The sequence below is a fragment of the Nocardioides salarius genome, from assembly GCF_016907435.1.
GTDB lineage: Bacteria > Actinomycetota > Actinomycetes > Propionibacteriales > Nocardioidaceae > Nocardioides > Nocardioides salarius.
Map to the genome: position 1 here is coordinate 3,869,765 of NZ_JAFBBZ010000001.1, position 15,245 is coordinate 3,885,009.

The window sequence follows — 15,245 nt, forward strand, 5'->3', positions numbered from 1 at the left end:
TCAGGTCGTGGTGCTGCAGAGCACCACGACGCTGCGCCGGCCCACGGTGAGCTCGCCACCGGCCTCGACCACGGTGCCCACCGCGAGGCGGGGGTCGGTGGAGAGCACGACCTCGCCGCGCTGGACCCAGTCGTTCTCGGGCAGCGAGACCCGCTGGGGCAGCCAGCCCGAGCCGAACCAGATCATGAACGACGCGTCGACCTGCTGCTCGCCGCGCGGCCCGGGGGCGCGCAGCGGCTGGCCGGAGACGAACATGCCGACGGTGCGCAGCTCGGGGTCGTGCCAGTCCTCCGGTGACATCTCGCGCCCGCTCGGGTGCAGCCACGCGAGGTCCTTGGGCCCACCGCGGATGGTGGGCCGGCCCTCGAACCAGTGCCGCTGGCGCAGGGCGGGGTGCTCGCGGCGCAGGGCGAGGGCCGCGCGCGTCACCTCGTAGACGTCGAGCCACGCGTCGTCGGGGCGCCAGTCGACGTACGAGATCTCGTTGTCCTGGCAGTAGGCGTTGTTGTTGCCGCGCTGGGTGCGGCCCCGCTCGTCGCCGGCGGTGATCATCGGCACGCCGTTCGACAGGCACAGCGTGGCCATGATGTTGGCGGCCTGGCGCCGGCGCACCGCCAGCATCGCCGGGTCGTCGGTCTCGCCCTCGACGCCGTGGTTCCACGAGCGGTTGTTGTCGGTGCCGTCGCGGTTGCGCTCGCCGTTGGCCTCGTTGTGCTTGTGCTCGTAGCTGACCAGGTCGCGCAGCGTGAAGCCGTCGTGGGCGGTGACGAAGTTGATCGAGGCGTACGCCGAGCGGCCGTCGTCGGCGTACAGGTCGGAGGAGCCGGCCAGCCGGGTCGCCACCGCGTGCGTGCCCTGGTTGTGGTTGCGCCAGAAGTCGCGGATCTCGTCGCGGTACTGGTCGTTCCACTCCACCCACGGCGGGGGCATGCCGCCCACCAGGTAGCCGTCCATCGAGGCGTCCCACGGCTCGGCGATCAGCTTGACGTGGCGCAGCACCGGGTCCTGGCCGATGGCCACCAGCAGGTCGGAGTTCATGTCGACGTCGTAGCCGGTGCGGGTCAGCGCCGACATCAGGTCGAAGCGGAAGCCGTCGACGTGCATCTCGGTGACCCAGTAGCGCAGCGAGTCGAGGATCAGCCGCAGCGCCAGCGGGTTGTTGGAGTCGACGGTGTTGCCGCAGCCCGTGACGTCCCAGTAGGTGTCGTCGAAGGTGCTCTCGCCGGTGAGCGGGTCGAGCGTCGGGGCCACGCGCTTGTAGAAGCCGCGGTCGTCGAGGCCGCGGAAGCTCAGCGTCGGGCCGAGCGGGCCCGCCTCGGCGGTGTGGTTGTAGACGACGTCGAGGATCACCTCGAGCCCGGCGCGGTGCAGCGCGCGCACCATCTCCTTGAACTCGCGCACCTGCTGGCCGCGCTCGCCCGAGCTCGAGTACGCCGCGTGCGGGGCGAAGTAGCCGATCGAGTTGTAGCCCCAGTAGTTGGTGGTGCCGCGCTCGGTCAGCGACGGCTCGGAGACGAACTGGTGCACCGGCAGCAGCTCGACGGCCGTCACCCCGAGGTCGCGCAGGTAGTCGGTCACCGCCGGGTGGGCGAGCCCGGCGTACGTGCCGCGCAGGTGCTCGGGCACCCGGTCGTGCAGGGCGGTGAGGCCCTTGACGTGCGCCTCGTAGATCACCGTGTCGCGCCAGCGGCGGCGCATCGGGGTGTCGCCCTCCCAGTCGAAGGGGCCCTCGGGGGAGTCGGAGAAGGCCGGGTCGACGACCACGCCGCGCGGCACGTGCCCGGCCGAGTCGTGGTCGTCGCGCACGTCGGTGCGCCCCCACACGTGCGCGAACGCGGCTTGACCGGGCACCAGGTCACCGGTCGCGGCCAGCGCGTAGGGGTCCAGCAGCAGCTTGGCGGGGTTGAAGCGCAGCCCCTCGGCGGGGTCCCACGGCCCGTCGACGCGATAGCCGTACGGCGTGCCGGGGCGCACCCCGGGCAGCGCGCCGTGCCAGATGCCCAGCGACTGCTCGGTCAGCTGGTGGCGCACCTCGAGCTCGCCGCCGTCGGGGCCCTCCTCGAACAGGCACAGCCACACCTCGGTGGCCGCCGGGGCGTAGACGGCGAAGTTCGTCGACTCCGCCGACCAGGTGGCCCCCAGGGGCCAGTTGCGCCCGGGCCAGACCTGTGCGGTCTGGCCGAGGTGGGTCCACGTCGAAGGAGTCACACGCACCAGTCTCCCAGGCCGGTGCGCGCCAGTGGCACGATGCCCGGGTGCGCCCTGCGCACGCCGTCGATCTTTACCGACCAGAGAGGTTGTGCCCGTGGCCGATCAAGCCGAGTTCGTGCGTCTCGAGGTGGCCGACGGGGTCGCCACCATCCGCCTGGACCGCCCGAAGATGAACGCCATCTCCATCCAGGTCCAGGAGGAGCTGGTCGCGGTCGCCGCCGAGGTCGCCGAGCGCGACGACGTCAAGGCCGTCGTGCTGACCGGTGGCGAGCGGGTCTTCGCCGCCGGCAACGACGTCAAGGAGATGGCCGAGATGTCGCACACCGACATGGTCAAGCGCTCCGGCCCGTTGCAGGCCGCCGTCACCGCCGTGGCGCGCATCCCCAAGCCGGTCGTCGCCGCGGTCAACGGCTACGCGCTGGGCGGCGGCTGCGAGCTCGCGCTGGCCGCCGACATCCGGGTCGCGGGGGAGCGCACCGTGATGGGCCAGCCCGAGGTGCTGCTGGGCATCATCCCCGGCGCCGGCGGCACCCAGCGGCTCTCACGGCTCGTGGGCCCGAGCAAGGCCAAGGACATCATCTTCACCGGTCGCTTCGTGAAGGCCGACGAGGCGCTGGCGATCGGGCTGGTCGACAAGGTGGTGCCCGACGAGAGCGTGCTGGAGGAGGCCACCGCCTGGGCGCGCCAGTTCGCCGGGGCGGCGACGTACGCCGTGCGCGCGGCCAAGGAGAGCATCGACCGGGGCCTCGAGGTCGACCTCGACACGGGCCTGGAGATCGAGCGGATGCAGTTCGCCTCGTTGTTCGCCACCGAGGACCGGACCATCGGTATGTCATCCTTCGTCGAGAACGGACCGGGCAAGGCTCAGTTCACGGGTAGCTGAGCCGGCTCGTCGCTCCCCCCTTCGAAGGAGACGCACGTGGCACTGGGCAGGCTGGGCAAGCGCACCGAGAAGGGCTCCGACGAGAGCACCGAGAAGGGCGCCGGCAAGGAGAGCGCCGCAGCCGCGGCGCCGGCGAAGCGGGGCGGCTCGTCGATGAGCGTGGCCGCGCTGCGCTCGCGGGTCGGCACGCTGGTCTGGACCGTCTTCGTGCTGCTGGCGCTGGTGCTGGCCGTCGGCGCGCTCCTGATCGCCATCGACGCCAACCGTGACAACGCCCTGGTCTCCGCCGTCCTCGACCTCGCCGACGGCGTCGACCTGGGGGTCTTCTCCCGCGAGAACGGCATCCGCGAGTTCGACGGATCCAACGCCGAGACCAAGAACGCCCTGTTCAACTGGGGCCTCGGCGCGGTCGCCTACCTCGTGGTGGGCCGGCTCCTCGAGCGCGTCATCAAGCCCTGACCACCCCGTTCCACCCCGTACGACCGTGACAGCACCGCTGTCATGCATGTGAGATACCCAACCGCGGACGGTGTACCGCCGCACTGCAACTCACGGGTAACCTCGCCGAGACCACCGAGTGCACAGGAGGGGCCCTGACCGGGCCAGATCCCATGAACATTGTTGTCTGTGTGAAGTACGTGCCCGATGCCACCGCCGACCGCCAGTTCGAGTCGGACAACACCGTCGACCGCGTGGGCGTCGACGGCCTGCTGTCCGAGCTCGACGAGTACGCCGTCGAGCAGGCGCTGCAGCTCAAGGAGAAGGCCGGCGACGACACCGAGGTGACCGCGCTGTGCGTGGGCCCCGAGAAGGCTGTCGACGCCGTGCGCAAGGCGCTGCAGATGGGTGCCGACAAGGGCATCCACGTCTCCGACGAGGCCATCGCCGGCTCCGACTACGTCGCCACCTCGCTGGTGCTGGCCAAGGCCATCGAGAAGGCCGGCGCCGAGAAGCCGGTCGACCTCGTCATGTGCGGCATGGCCTCGACCGACGCCTCCGGCTCGGTCATCCCGGCCATGCTCGCCGAGCGCCTCGACCTGCCCCAGGTCACCTTCGCCTCGGTCATCGAGTCGCAGGGCGACCAGGTGCGCATCAAGCGCGACTCCGACACCGCCACCGAGGTGATCGGCGCCAGCATGCCGCTGGTGCTCTCGGTCACCGACCAGACCGGCGAGGCCCGCTACCCCTCCTTCAAGGGGATCATGGCGGCCAAGAAGAAGCCGATGGAGACCTGGGCGCTGTCCGACATCGGCGTCGAGGCCGACCAGGTCGGCCTGTCCGTGGCGTGGTCGCAGGTCGAGGAGACCGCCGCCCGCCCGCCGCGCACCGCCGGCGAGATCGTCACCGACGAGGACGGCTCGGGCGCCGAGGCGCTCACCGGCTTCCTCGCCTCCAAGAAGTTCATCTGAGGAGCGACCGACATGTCTGAAGTCCTGGTTGTCGTCGACCACGTCGACGGCGCGATCCGCAAGCCCACCTTCGAGCTCCTCGCCCTTGCCAAGCGGCTCGGCGAGCCCGCCGCGGTCGTCTTCGGCGGCTCCGACGTGGCCTCGGCCGCGGCCGAGAAGCTGAAGTCCTTCGGCGCCGAGAAGATCTACGTGGTCGACGACGCCGAGATCAAGGGCTACCTGGTGGCCCCCAAGGCCGAGGCGCTGGCCCAGCTGGTGGAGAAGAGCAGCCCCGCCGCGGTGCTGCTGGTCTCCGGCTACGAGGGCAAGGAGGTGGCTGCCCGCCTGGCGATCAAGACCGGCTCGGGCCTGATCACCGACGCCGTCGACGTCGAGGAGGGTGGCGTGACCACCCAGTCGGTCTTCGCCGGCAACTTCACCGTCAAGGCCAAGGTCACCCACGGCACCCCGATCATCACGGTCAAGCCCAACTCCACCTCTCCGGTGGAGGAGGCCGGTGCCGGCACCGTCGAGGAGTTCGCGGCGACGATCTCCGACTCGGCCAAGAAGGCCCAGATCGTGGCCGCCCAGCCGCGCAAGGCCTCGGGTCGCCCCGAGCTGACCGAGGCCGCGATCGTGGTCTCCGGCGGCCGTGGCACCGGCGGCGACTTCGCCCCGATCGAGGGCCTGGCCGACGCGCTGGGCGCCGCCGTGGGCGCCTCGCGCGCCGCGGTCGACTCGGGCTGGATGCCGCACTCCTTCCAGGTCGGCCAGACCGGCAAGACCGTCTCCCCGCAGCTCTACGTGGCCAACGGCATCTCCGGTGCGATCCAGCACCGCGCCGGCATGCAGACCTCGAAGACGATCGTGGCGGTCAACAAGGACGAGGAGGCCCCGATCTTCGAGCTCGTGGACTTCGGCGTCGTGGGTGACCTCAAGGAGGTCCTGCCCGCCGCCACCGAGAAGATCAACCAGCGCAAGGGCTGAGCCCCCGGCTCACCTCACCGAGGGCCCCGACCACGACGTGGTCGGGGCCCTTCGGCGTCTCCGGCCGCACGACGTCATACCTTCCGCAGCGACGGACGTCCTGCCCGTATGACGTCCCGACGGGGCCCCGCCCGTGGAGGAGGGTCAGCGCAGGGCGTCGGCGAGGGCGGGGAGCAGGAGGTCGTAGGCGGCGCCGGTCAGGTGCACGCCGTCGTCGAGGTACGCCGCCGCGCCGAGCGGGGCGAGCAGGCCCAGGGCGTCGACGACGCGGCCACCCGCCTCGGTGGTGAGCCGGGCGCCGATGGCGGCGTACGACGCCACGACGGCGCTGGTGCGGTCGCCGGGCCCGCCGAGCCGCGCCTCGTCGACCCCGGGCGGGGTGAGGTAGACCAGGCGACCCAGGCGCGGCGTGCCCAGCTCGACGAGGTGGTCGAGCAGCTCGCGCAGGTTGACCTCGAAGTCGTAGGGCGGCACGGCCTTCCACGGTGCGGCGTCGTTGGTGCCGACGGAGACGACCACGGCGTCCTCGGGCCGCAGGTGCACGCCGTGGGCCTGGCCCAGCAGCTCGAAGGCGAAGGAGCCGCCGACGGCGGCGTTGACCACCTCGTCGCCGGGCTCGGGAGCCAGGCGGTGCAGGTCGCGGCGGACCCGGTCGAGGTGGCTGTCGCCGAGCAGCACGATGCGCATGTCCGCAGCCTAGGAGGGCGCCCGGCGGGCCACCCCGCCACGTCTACGATCGCGCCATGAGCGACGCCACCACCGACGCCAGCATCGACGCCAGCACCGACGCCAGCATCGACGCCAGCACCGACGCCAGCACCGACCCCGTGCTCGTCCTGGCCGACCGCGCCCGCGCGGCCAGCCACGGCCTCGCGCAGGCCACCCGCGCCACCAAGGACGCCGCGCTGCACGCCATGGCCGACGCGCTGCTCGAGCGGGCCGGGCAGGTGCTCGAGGCCAACGCCGACGACGTGCGCCGCGCCGAGCAGGACGGCACGCCCGAGGGCATCGTCGACCGGTTGCGGCTGAGCACCGAGCGCCTCGAGGCGATGGCCCAGGGGCTGCGCGACGTCGCGGGGCTGCCCGACCCGGTGGGGGAGGTGGTGCGCGGCGGCACCCTGGCCAACGGGCTGGAGATGCGCCAGGTGCGGGTGCCGTTCGGGGTGGTGGCGATGGTCTACGAGGCCAGGCCCAACGTCACCGCCGACGCCGCCGGCATCTGCCTGAAGTCGGGCAACGCCGTGCTGCTGCGCGGCTCCTCGAGCGCTGCGGTGAGCAACGCGGCGATCGTCGAGGTGCTGCGCGACGCGGCGGCCGGGGCCGGCCTCGACCCCGACGTGGTGCAGCTGGTGCCGGCGGACTCGCGCGAGAGCGTGACCACGCTGATGCGCGCCCGGGGCCGCGTCGACGTGCTGATCCCGCGCGGGGGAGCGGGGCTGATCCGCAGCGTCGTCGAGGGGTCGACGGTGCCGGTGATCGAGACCGGGGTCGGCAACTGCCACGTCTACGTCGACCGGGCCGCCGACCTCGACAAGGCCCTGGCCGTGGTGCTCAACGCCAAGACCCACCGCCCCAGCGTGTGCAACGCCGCCGAGACGCTGCTGGTGCACGCCGACCTCGCCGACACCTTCCTGCCCCGGGTCGTGGCCGCGCTGCAGGAGGCCGGGGTCACCGTCCACGGCGACCCCACGACCGCGGCGCTGCCGGGCGTGGTGCCGGCCACCGACGACGACTGGGACACCGAGTACCTCACGCTCGACCTGGCGGTGGGCGTCGTCGGCTCGATCGACGCGGCCATCGACCACGTGCGCCGCCACTCCAGCGCCCACAGCGAGGCGATCCTCACCGAGGACCAGTCGGCCGCGCGCCGCTTCGTGGCCGCGGTCGACTCCGCGGCGGTGCTGGTCAACGCCAGCACGCGCTTCACCGACGGCGGCGAGCTCGGCTTCGGTGCCGAGATCGGGATCAGCACCCAGAAGCTGCACGCGCGGGGCCCGATGGGGCTGCCCGAGATGACCTCGACCAAGTACGTCGTCACCGGCGACGGCCACGTGCGCTGAGGCGGTGCCGGCCGGGTGCCGGCCCGGCGGTAGTCTTGCGCCATGACCGCTGCCCAGATCCTGCAGAGCACCGTCGTCCTGGCCTCCGAGGCCGAGCACGAGGTCAACCACGTGCTGTCCTACGGCATCGGCCTGCTGGTCCTGGTGATCATGCTCGGCCTGCTGGCTGCGCTGCTGGGCTTCGGCAACGGCCGCGAGCACAGCTGAGCCTCGGCTCATGACGCGTCGGCGCCGGGTCGGCGTCATGGGCGGCACCTTCGACCCCATCCACCACGGGCACCTCGTGGCGGCCTCGGAGGTCCAGGCGTGGTTCGACCTCGACGAGGTCGTCTTCGTGCCCACCGGCGACCCCTGGCAGAAGGCCGACCGCGAGGTCACCACCGCCGAGCACCGCTACCTGATGACGGTGATCGCGACCGCGGCCAACCCGCGCTTCAACGTCAGCCGCGTCGACATCGACCGCAGCGGGCGCACCTACACCATCGACACCCTGCGCGACCTGCGCGAGCGGCTGCCCGAGGCCGACCTCTACTTCATCACCGGCGCCGACGCGCTCGCCGAGATCTTCACCTGGCGCGACGCCGACGAGCTCTTCGACCTGGCCCAGTTCGTGGGCTGCACCCGTCCCGGCTACGAGATGGACGAGGAGACGTTGCGGGCGATCCCCGCCGACCGTGTCACGATGGTGGAGATCCCTGCGCTGGCGATCTCCTCGACCGACTGCCGTGCGCGGACCCAGCGCGGGGAGCCGGTGTGGTACCTCGTGCCCGACGGCGTCGTGCAGTACATCGCCAAGCACGAGCTCTACCCCGCCACCGAGACACCATCCACCGACACCGGAGCCACATGACCGCCACCGACCACGCCATCGAGCTGGTGCACGCCGCCGCGCGCGCAGCCGGCGACAAGCTCGGCCAGGACCTCCTCGCCTACGACGTGAGCGAGCAGCTGGCCATCACCGACGCCTTCCTCCTCGTCTCCGCCTCCAACGACCGCCAGGTCAAGGCGATCGTCGACGAGGTCGAGGACAAGCTGCGCGAGGTCGGCGCCAAGCCGATCCGCCGCGAGGGCGAGCGCGACGGGCGCTGGGTCCTCATCGACTACGGCGAGATCGTCGTGCACGTCCAGCACGAGGAGGAGCGTGAGTTCTACGCCCTCGAGCGGCTCTGGCGCGACTGCCCGGTGATCGCCCTGCCGGCCGACGCCACGGGCCCCAGCGCTCCGCGCGACCCGGCGTGAGCCGCACCCTGGTCCTGCTCCGGCACGGCCAGACCGCCTCCAACCGCGAGAAGCGGATCCAGGGCCAGCTCGACGTCGACCTCGACGACACCGGGCGCGACCAGGCCGCGCGCACCGCGCCGGTCGTGGCCGCGCTGCGTCCCGACGTCGTGTGGTGCTCCGACCTGGCCCGGGCCCGCGCCACCGTGGCCCCGGTGCTGCGCGAGCTGGGCCGCGAACCCGCGTGGGCGGCGTACGACGCCCGGCTGCGCGAGTTCCACCTCGGCGAGCGGCAGGGCCTGACCCACGAGGAGTACCGCACGCTCGACGCCGAGGAGTTCGCGGCGTTCCGCTCCGGCGAGTACGACGTGGTGCCGGGCGCCGAGAAGGCCGCCGAGGTCGGGCTGCGGATGAGCGAGGCCCTCGGCGAGCTGCTGCGCGCGACGCCCGAGGGCGGGACCGCGCTGGCGGTCTCCCACGGTGCCGCGATCCGGGTCGCCACCGGCGCGCTGCTGGGCTGGCCGGAGACGCAGTTCGCGACCCTCCAGGGGTTGGCCAACTGCGGCTGGGTGGTCTTCCGCGAGCACGCGGGCGACGGCCGTCTGCGCCTCGAGGCCTACAACCGCACCGTCTCCTGACCCCGGATTTCACATCGTCGGAGCCGTCGGCTAATGTTCCGCAGGTCGCTCACCGGCAACGGGGAGGCAGACGGACTGGGGCTGTGGCGCAGCTGGTAGCGCATCTGCATGGCATGCAGAGGGTCAGGGGTTCGAGTCCCCTCAGCTCCACAACGAAGACAGGCCCCCGGCACAGCGCGAAGGCGCTGAGCCGGGGGTCTTCGTCGTCGTGGCGCTCCCTTAACCTGACGGTCCTCGACCTCTGGAGCTGCCGTGCGTCCTCGTCCCCGTCCCGCCCCGCGCAGGGTCGCGTCCCCCGTCCCGCTCGGCGTGGCCCGCCGGCTGGTCGTGCCGGGGCTGCTGGCGGCCCTGGCAGTGGCCCTCACACTGGTCGTGCCGCTGCCGGTCGGGCCGTCGACGGCGCCCCCTGCCCGGGCCGCCGACGCGGCGTACAGCTGGGAGACGGAGGGCGGGACCCTGCTCGCCGGGTCGTGGTCGGGCGGCACCCTCCAGGCGCGGGCCGCGGACTCCGACGACGCGCGCACCCCGCTCTACGCCGCCGACCCCGCCGACCTCGCCTACACCTCGCTGGAGGCCGTGGACTGGTCCCCTGACCGCCGACGGGTGCTGGCGCTCGACCACGCGGCCCCCGGCGACCAGGACGCCATGGCGGTGGACGTCGTGACCGGTGAGCGCCGGCCGGTGCGGGTCCCCGACCGCTTCGTCGACGAGATGGTCTGGGCCGGGTCCCAGCACGCGGCCGTGCTGGTGCGCACCGGCGCGGGCAGCGAGCTGTGGGAGGTCGCCGTCGACTCCGGCGGCGCCCGGCTGGTGCACTCGTTCGTGGGAGGGACCGGGGGCCTGACCTCCTCGCCCGACGGCTCGCGCCTGGGTGTCCTGCGCTCCTACTCGCGAGGTGCGGACGCGACCCCGAGGTGGGGCTTCGAGGTGGTGGCCGTGGACCGCGCGACGGGCGCGACCACGGTGTTGGCTGAGCTCGACGAGGCACCGCAGGACCTCGCCTGGTCCCCGACGGGGGAACGGCTGCTGCTCTCCACGCAGGACGAGCTGCTGGTGGTCGACCTCGACTCCGCCGGCGGCCCGGCCGCCGAGCCCCGGCCCGTGCCCGGGCCGCCCGGTTCCCTCGTGTGGGCCCCCAGCGGCGAGCGGGTGCTGGTGCGGACCTACGGGGGCCGGCGGGTGGTCGAGGTTGACACGGGACGCAGCGAGCCCGGTCCGCTGCTCACCGGCTCGTACGAGGTCGTGGACTGGCAGCCGGACCCGCGCTGCACGATCACCGGCACCGACGGCGACGACGACCTGGCCGGCACTCCGGGGGACGACGTGATCTGCGCCGGCGCCGGCGACGACCGTGTGCGTGCCAGCGCGGGTCGCGACCTCGTCCTGGCCGGACCCGGTCAGGACCGGCTGGACCACGCCGACGACCCCGCGCCGGTGCGGGCCCACCTCGACCGGTGGCTGGTGCGCGGGCACGGTGACACGGAGGTCTACGGGGTCGAGGAGCTGCGCGGCACCGACTTCGACGACCTGGTGCTCGGCTCGCGGGGCGACGAGGTGCTGGTCGGTGGCGGCGGGGACGACGAGATCGACGGCAGCCTCGGTGACGACGAGCTGCGCGGAGGACCGGGGCGAGACGTAGCGACGTTCGCGCACCGCGACCTGGAGAGCAGGGGCAGCTGGCGGCGGGTCGCGGCCGACCTGCGCACCGGGCTGGCCCGGGGCGACTCCGGCCACGACCGGCTCAGCGGCATCGAGGACCTGACGGCGTGGGACGGCGGCACCCTGGTCGGCGACGACGGGCCCAACCGGCTCAGCACCCACTTCGGGGGCATCCTGGCGCCCCGGGGCGGTGACGACGTGCTGGCCGGCGGCGGGCGCGTCGACTACGCGGGCGCGCCGCGCGGCGTCGTCGTCGACCAGGCGGCCGGGGTGGTGACCGGCTGGGGCCGCGACCGGTTGGTCGGCTTCGGCGACCACGGTGCGCCGCGCGGGTTCACCGGCTCCAGCCACGACGACGTGTTCCACCTCGTGCGGGGAGGCGCCAAGGGACGTGGCGGCGACGACCTGATCACGGTGTCCCAGGAGGCGGCCTACGCGCTGGGCGGCAAGGGCTACGACAGGGTCGACCTGTCGGCCATGTCCGAGGGGGTGCAGGTCGCCGTGCACGACCCGCCCGACCGCTTCCCCGGCGGTGTGGAGGTGACGGGGGTGGAGGAGGTCACGCTCACCGCCCACGACGACGTCAGCCTGGGCGGCCCCCGCGTGGTCCGGGCCGGCGCGGGCGACGACGTGATCACCACCACCCCGGCCACCGAGAAGATACTGGCCGGTCCGGGCGACGACGTGGTGGGCCGCAGCCGCGGTGACGACGTCGTGCGCGGTGGTGGCGGCGACGACCTGCTGGGCTTCTCGGCCTTCACCCGCCTCGTGCACGGCGGCGCCGGCCAGGACGCGCTGGTCGCCACGGGGTCGCGGGCCCGGGTGCGGGTCGACCTCGGGACGGGGCGCGCCCGTGTCCTGGACCGCTGGGTGCGCAAGCGCGTGGTGCGCCTCCGGGCTGTCGAGGGGGCGGTGGGGACGACCCACGACGACCTGCTCGTCGGTGACGGTGGCCCCAACCTCCTGGTGCCCGGCCCCGGGCGTGACGAGGTGCGCGGCCGCGGGGGGCGGGACCAGCTGTGGGGCGTCGACGAGAGCAGGGACCTGCTGCACGGCGGTGCGGGGCGCGACGAGTGCCTCGCCGACACCCGCGACCGGCTGGTGTCCTGCGAGCGCGAGAGCGTGGAGGGCGGGGACCTCGCCCGTGACTGGCGCCGGCGCTGGGAGGCCCTCAGGGCTCCAGGACGCACCCGGGGTTGAGGATGCCTCGCGGGTCCAGCGCCGCCTTGACCGCCCGCGACATCGCCATCGCCCCGGGGTCGAGCTCGCGGGCCAGCCAGTCGCGCTTGAGCCGGCCCACGCCGTGCTCGCCGGTGATGGTGCCGCCGAGGTCGAGGGCCAGCGAGGTGATCGCGTCGAACGCGCGGGCCGCGGCCGCCACCGAGGCCGGGTCGGCGGCGTCGTGGACGATCGTCGGGTGCATGTTGCCGTCGCCGGCGTGCCCGAAGACCCCGATGGTCAGCGCCTGGGCGGCGGCGACCCGCTCGATCCCCTCGAGCAGGTCGACGACCCGTCCGCGGGGCACGCACACGTCGTCGAGGATCCAGTCGCCGAGCCGCTCGAGCGCCGGCAGCGCCTGGCGGCGCGCCTCGAGCAGGGCCTCGCCCTCGACCGCGTCGTCGGCGACCACGACGTCCTCGGCGCCGGCGTCGCCGCAGAGCACCGCCATCGCCTCGAGCACGGCGGCCGCGGACCCGCCGTCGCCCTGCGCCAGCAGCATCGCCGCCGGGGTTCCGTCGGCGCCCAGGCCCATCCCGGTGAGCCGGTCGACCGCGTCGAGGGTGGTGCGGTCCATGACCTCGAGCATCGACAGGTCGAGCCCGGCCCGGGTCACGGCGGCCACCGCGGCGCCGGCCGCGCCCAGCGAGGGGAACGTCGCGACCAGCGTGCGGGCCGGGCCCGGCGCCGGCAGCAGCCGCACGGTGATCTCGGTGATCACGCCCAGGGTGCCCTCGGAGCCGACCACCAGCGCGGTGAGGTCGTAGCCGGCCACGCCCTTGGCCGTACGCCGCCCGGTGCGGGCCACGGTGCCGTCGGCCAGCACCACCTCGAGGCCGAGCACGAAGTCGCCGGTGACGCCGTACTTCACGCAGCACATGCCGCCGGCGTTCGTCGCGACGTTGCCGCCGACGGTCGAGAACGCGACGCTGCCGGGATCGGGCGGGTAGAAGAGGCCGGCGTCGGCGGCGGCCGCGCGGAGGTCGCCGGTGACCACCCCGGGCTGCACCACGGCCAGCCGCTCGACCGGGTCGACCTCGAGCACCCGCGCCAGCCGCCGGGTGGAGAGCACCACTGATCCGTCGGGCGCGGCCGCGGCGCCGGACAGGCCGCTGCCGGCGCCGCGCACCACCACCGGCACCCGGTGCTCGTGGGCGATCGCGAGGACGGCTGCCACGTCGGCGGTGCTGCGGGGGCTGACCACGGCGAGCGGCCCGGCCCCGCCCGCCCCGCCCTGCACCCCGAGGGCCGCCTCGTCGCGCGCGAAGGACGCGACGACCTCGGGGTCGGTGGTGACCAGGTCGGGGCCGAGCCGGTCGAAGGGGGTGCTCACGCGGGTCGTCGCGCCGTCAGTCGACGCGCATCTCGCCGAGCTCGGACCAGCCGGTGCCCTCGACCTCGGTGCTGACGATGCGCGGCGTCTCGACGAGGTAGGCCGGCAGCTCGCGCGTCGCCTTCTGGAAGTGCTCGGACTGCACGTGGGCCGCACCGGCGTCACCGTCGGCGAAGGCCTCGGTGAGGAAGTACTCGTCGCTGTCGTCGAGCGCCCGCGCCCAGTCGAACCACAGGCAGCCCGGCTCGGCGCGGGTCGACTCGGTGAACTCGCGCGAGATCTCGGGCCAGGCGTCGGCGTGCTCGGGCCGGACGCGGAAGCGGGCGGTGATGAAGATCAAGACTCTCTCCTCATGGGACTCGTGGGGGGACGGGCGGCAGGGTGACCAGCGGCCGGACCTGCCGCTGCGAGCCTAGGCGCGCCGGGGCTACGCTGCGGCACACACGTCTCGTGGTGACCAGGAACCCGGCGCAAGTCCGGGGCGGTTCCGCCACTGTGAGCCCGCAGCAGCACCGCGGGCGTAGCCAGACACTGGCCACGGGACCTCCGTCGAGCAAGGGGCGAGAACCCCGAGGAGAAATCATGAGGCCCTGCCGGTCCACGTCCACCCACCCCCGGCGCGGCCCGCGATCCCTGCGGCCCCTGGCGGCCCCGGCGGCGCTCGCGCTCGTCCTGGTGGCCTCCGGCTGCGCCGGCGCGCCCGAGCCGCGGGCCGGCGCGAGCACCGCCGAGGCCGCCGGCTTCCCGGTCGAGATCAGCAGCTGCGGCCACACCAGCACGCTCGAGCGCCCCGCCGAGCGCGCCGTGACGATGAACCAGGGCGCCACCGAGGTCGCCCTCGCGCTGGGCGTCGAGGACCGGCTCGTCGGCACCGCCTACCTCGACGACCGGGTGCCCCGGCGCTGGGCGGCGGCGTACGCCGGCGTGCCGGTGCTGTCGCCGGAGTACCCCACGCGCGAGGAGCTCCTCGCGGTCGAGCCCGACCTGGTCTACGGCGCCTACGCCAGCGCCTTCGACGCGGGCGCCGCCGGCAGCCGGGCCGAGCTCGAGAGCTCGGGCACCCACGCCTACCTCTCGCCCTTCGGCTGCGACGACGCCGACCAGCGCCCCGACGCGTCCTTCGCGGCGGTGTGGGAGGAGGTCGACGCCGTCGCGGCGGCGTTCGGGGTGCCGGCGCGCGCCGCGCGGCTGCGCGCCGAGCAGGAGCAGCAGCTGGCCGCGCTCGAGGCCGAGCGGGCCGGCGCCGGCCTCGACGTGCTCTGGTACGACTCCGGCGACAAGACGCCGTACGTCGGTGCGGGCGCCGGAGGCCCCCAGCTGGTGCTCGACGCCGTGGGGGCGACCAACGTCTTCGCCGACCAGCCCGGCAGCTGGGTCGAGGCGAGCTGGGAGAAGGTCGTCGAGGCCGATCCCGACGTGGTCGTGCTGGCCGACGCCTCGTGGTCGAGCGCCGCCGAGAAGGTCGCCTACCTCGCGGCCGACCCGGTGCTCGGCGGGCTGCGGGCCGTGCGTGAGCAGCGCTTCGTCACCGTCGCGTTCTCGGAGTCCACCGCGGGTGTGCGCCTGGTCGACGGCGCGGTGTCGGTGGCGCAGCAGCTGGCAGGCCTGGACGCCTCGTGAGGCGGGGCCGGCCGGCCCTCCCCACGACGC

The 15,245-nt window shown here is 73.8% G+C and carries 15 protein-coding genes, 1 tRNA gene and 1 riboswitch; of the genes, 12 read left to right on the plus strand and 4 right to left on the minus strand.

All coding sequences use genetic code 11. The features are described 5' to 3' along the window. On the minus strand, positions 1 to 2,208 hold the full coding sequence (gene glgX / locus JOE61_RS18595; protein ID WP_193667456.1) for a glycogen debranching protein GlgX: 2,208 nt from the start codon (positions 2,206 to 2,208) through the stop codon (positions 1 to 3). A gap of 97 nt (positions 2,209 to 2,305) precedes the next feature. On the opposite strand from glgX, the gene JOE61_RS18600 reads away from it, so the two are divergent. The 4 genes from JOE61_RS18600 to JOE61_RS18615 all read left to right on the plus strand — a co-directional run bounded on the left by JOE61_RS18600 (position 2,306) and on the right by JOE61_RS18615 (position 5,469). After that, positions 2,306 to 3,094, plus strand: a complete 789-nt coding sequence (locus JOE61_RS18600; RefSeq protein ID WP_307823093.1) for an enoyl-CoA hydratase/isomerase family protein — start codon at positions 2,306 to 2,308, stop codon at positions 3,092 to 3,094. A gap of 36 nt (positions 3,095 to 3,130) precedes the next feature. Further along, a complete protein-coding gene (locus JOE61_RS18605; protein ID WP_307823094.1) occupies positions 3,131 to 3,553 on the plus strand; it encodes a hypothetical protein in 423 nt (140 codons plus the stop codon). A gap of 170 nt (positions 3,554 to 3,723) precedes the next feature. Continuing rightward, on the plus strand, positions 3,724 to 4,503 hold the full coding sequence (locus JOE61_RS18610) for an electron transfer flavoprotein subunit beta/FixA family protein (RefSeq protein ID WP_443678577.1): 780 nt from the start codon (positions 3,724 to 3,726) through the stop codon (positions 4,501 to 4,503). Between the two features lie 12 nt (positions 4,504 to 4,515). Then, positions 4,516 to 5,469 carry an electron transfer flavoprotein subunit alpha/FixB family protein gene (locus tag JOE61_RS18615; RefSeq protein ID WP_193667454.1) on the plus strand — a complete coding sequence of 318 codons (954 nt, stop codon included), beginning with the start codon at positions 4,516 to 4,518 and terminating at the stop codon, positions 5,467 to 5,469. Positions 5,470 to 5,613: 144 nt separating this feature from the next. Here JOE61_RS18615 and JOE61_RS18620 read toward each other — a convergent pair whose 3' ends face one another. Further along, positions 5,614 to 6,156: an SGNH/GDSL hydrolase family protein gene (locus JOE61_RS18620; protein ID WP_193667453.1), complete on the minus strand. Its 543-nt coding sequence runs from the start codon at positions 6,154 to 6,156 to the stop codon at positions 5,614 to 5,616. Between the two features lie 56 nt (positions 6,157 to 6,212). On the opposite strand from JOE61_RS18620, the gene JOE61_RS18625 reads away from it, so the two are divergent. The 7 genes from JOE61_RS18625 to JOE61_RS18655 all read left to right on the plus strand — a co-directional run bounded on the left by JOE61_RS18625 (position 6,213) and on the right by JOE61_RS18655 (position 12,244). After that, a complete protein-coding gene (locus JOE61_RS18625; protein ID WP_193667452.1) occupies positions 6,213 to 7,529 on the plus strand; it encodes a glutamate-5-semialdehyde dehydrogenase in 1,317 nt (438 codons plus the stop codon). 42 nt (positions 7,530 to 7,571) lie between these two features. Continuing rightward, entirely contained in the window at positions 7,572 to 7,736 is a 165-nt protein-coding gene (locus tag JOE61_RS18630; RefSeq protein WP_193667451.1) for a hypothetical protein, read from the plus strand. 10 nt (positions 7,737 to 7,746) lie between these two features. Beyond that, positions 7,747 to 8,379, plus strand: a complete 633-nt coding sequence (nadD, locus tag JOE61_RS18635; protein WP_193667450.1) for a nicotinate-nucleotide adenylyltransferase — start codon at positions 7,747 to 7,749, stop codon at positions 8,377 to 8,379. Next, positions 8,376 to 8,768 carry a ribosome silencing factor gene (rsfS, locus tag JOE61_RS18640; protein WP_193667449.1) on the plus strand — a complete coding sequence of 131 codons (393 nt, stop codon included), beginning with the start codon at positions 8,376 to 8,378 and terminating at the stop codon, positions 8,766 to 8,768. The genes nadD and rsfS overlap by 4 nt, the downstream gene beginning before the upstream one ends. After that, positions 8,765 to 9,385: a histidine phosphatase family protein gene (locus tag JOE61_RS18645; protein ID WP_193667448.1), complete on the plus strand. Its 621-nt coding sequence runs from the start codon at positions 8,765 to 8,767 to the stop codon at positions 9,383 to 9,385. The genes rsfS and JOE61_RS18645 overlap by 4 nt, the downstream gene beginning before the upstream one ends. Before the next feature lie 77 nt (positions 9,386 to 9,462). After that, a tRNA-Ala gene (locus JOE61_RS18650) sits at positions 9,463 to 9,535 on the plus strand. 102 nt (positions 9,536 to 9,637) lie between these two features. After that, positions 9,638 to 12,244: a hypothetical protein gene (locus JOE61_RS18655; protein ID WP_193667447.1), complete on the plus strand. Its 2,607-nt coding sequence runs from the start codon at positions 9,638 to 9,640 to the stop codon at positions 12,242 to 12,244. Here JOE61_RS18655 and JOE61_RS18660 read toward each other — a convergent pair. Together JOE61_RS18660 and JOE61_RS18665 are read right to left on the minus strand one after the other, a co-directional pair. Next, the gene (locus JOE61_RS18660; RefSeq protein ID WP_193667446.1) at positions 12,216 to 13,595 is read right to left on the minus strand and encodes an FAD-binding oxidoreductase; all 1,380 of its coding nucleotides are present in this window, start codon (positions 13,593 to 13,595) and stop codon (positions 12,216 to 12,218) included. The genes JOE61_RS18655 and JOE61_RS18660 overlap by 29 nt on opposite strands. 16 nt (positions 13,596 to 13,611) lie before the next feature. Then, positions 13,612 to 13,935 (minus strand): putative quinol monooxygenase, encoded by a 324-nt coding sequence (locus JOE61_RS18665; RefSeq protein WP_193667445.1) that lies wholly within the window; start codon positions 13,933 to 13,935, stop codon positions 13,612 to 13,614. Positions 13,936 to 14,029: 94 nt separating this feature from the next. Next, a riboswitch (cobalamin riboswitch) is annotated at positions 14,030 to 14,149 on the plus strand. Between the two features lie 28 nt (positions 14,150 to 14,177). Here JOE61_RS18665 and JOE61_RS18670 point away from each other — a divergent pair. Then, the gene (locus tag JOE61_RS18670; RefSeq protein WP_193667444.1) at positions 14,178 to 15,215 is read left to right on the plus strand and encodes an ABC transporter substrate-binding protein; all 1,038 of its coding nucleotides are present in this window, start codon (positions 14,178 to 14,180) and stop codon (positions 15,213 to 15,215) included. Positions 15,216 to 15,245: the final 30 nt, after the last annotated feature.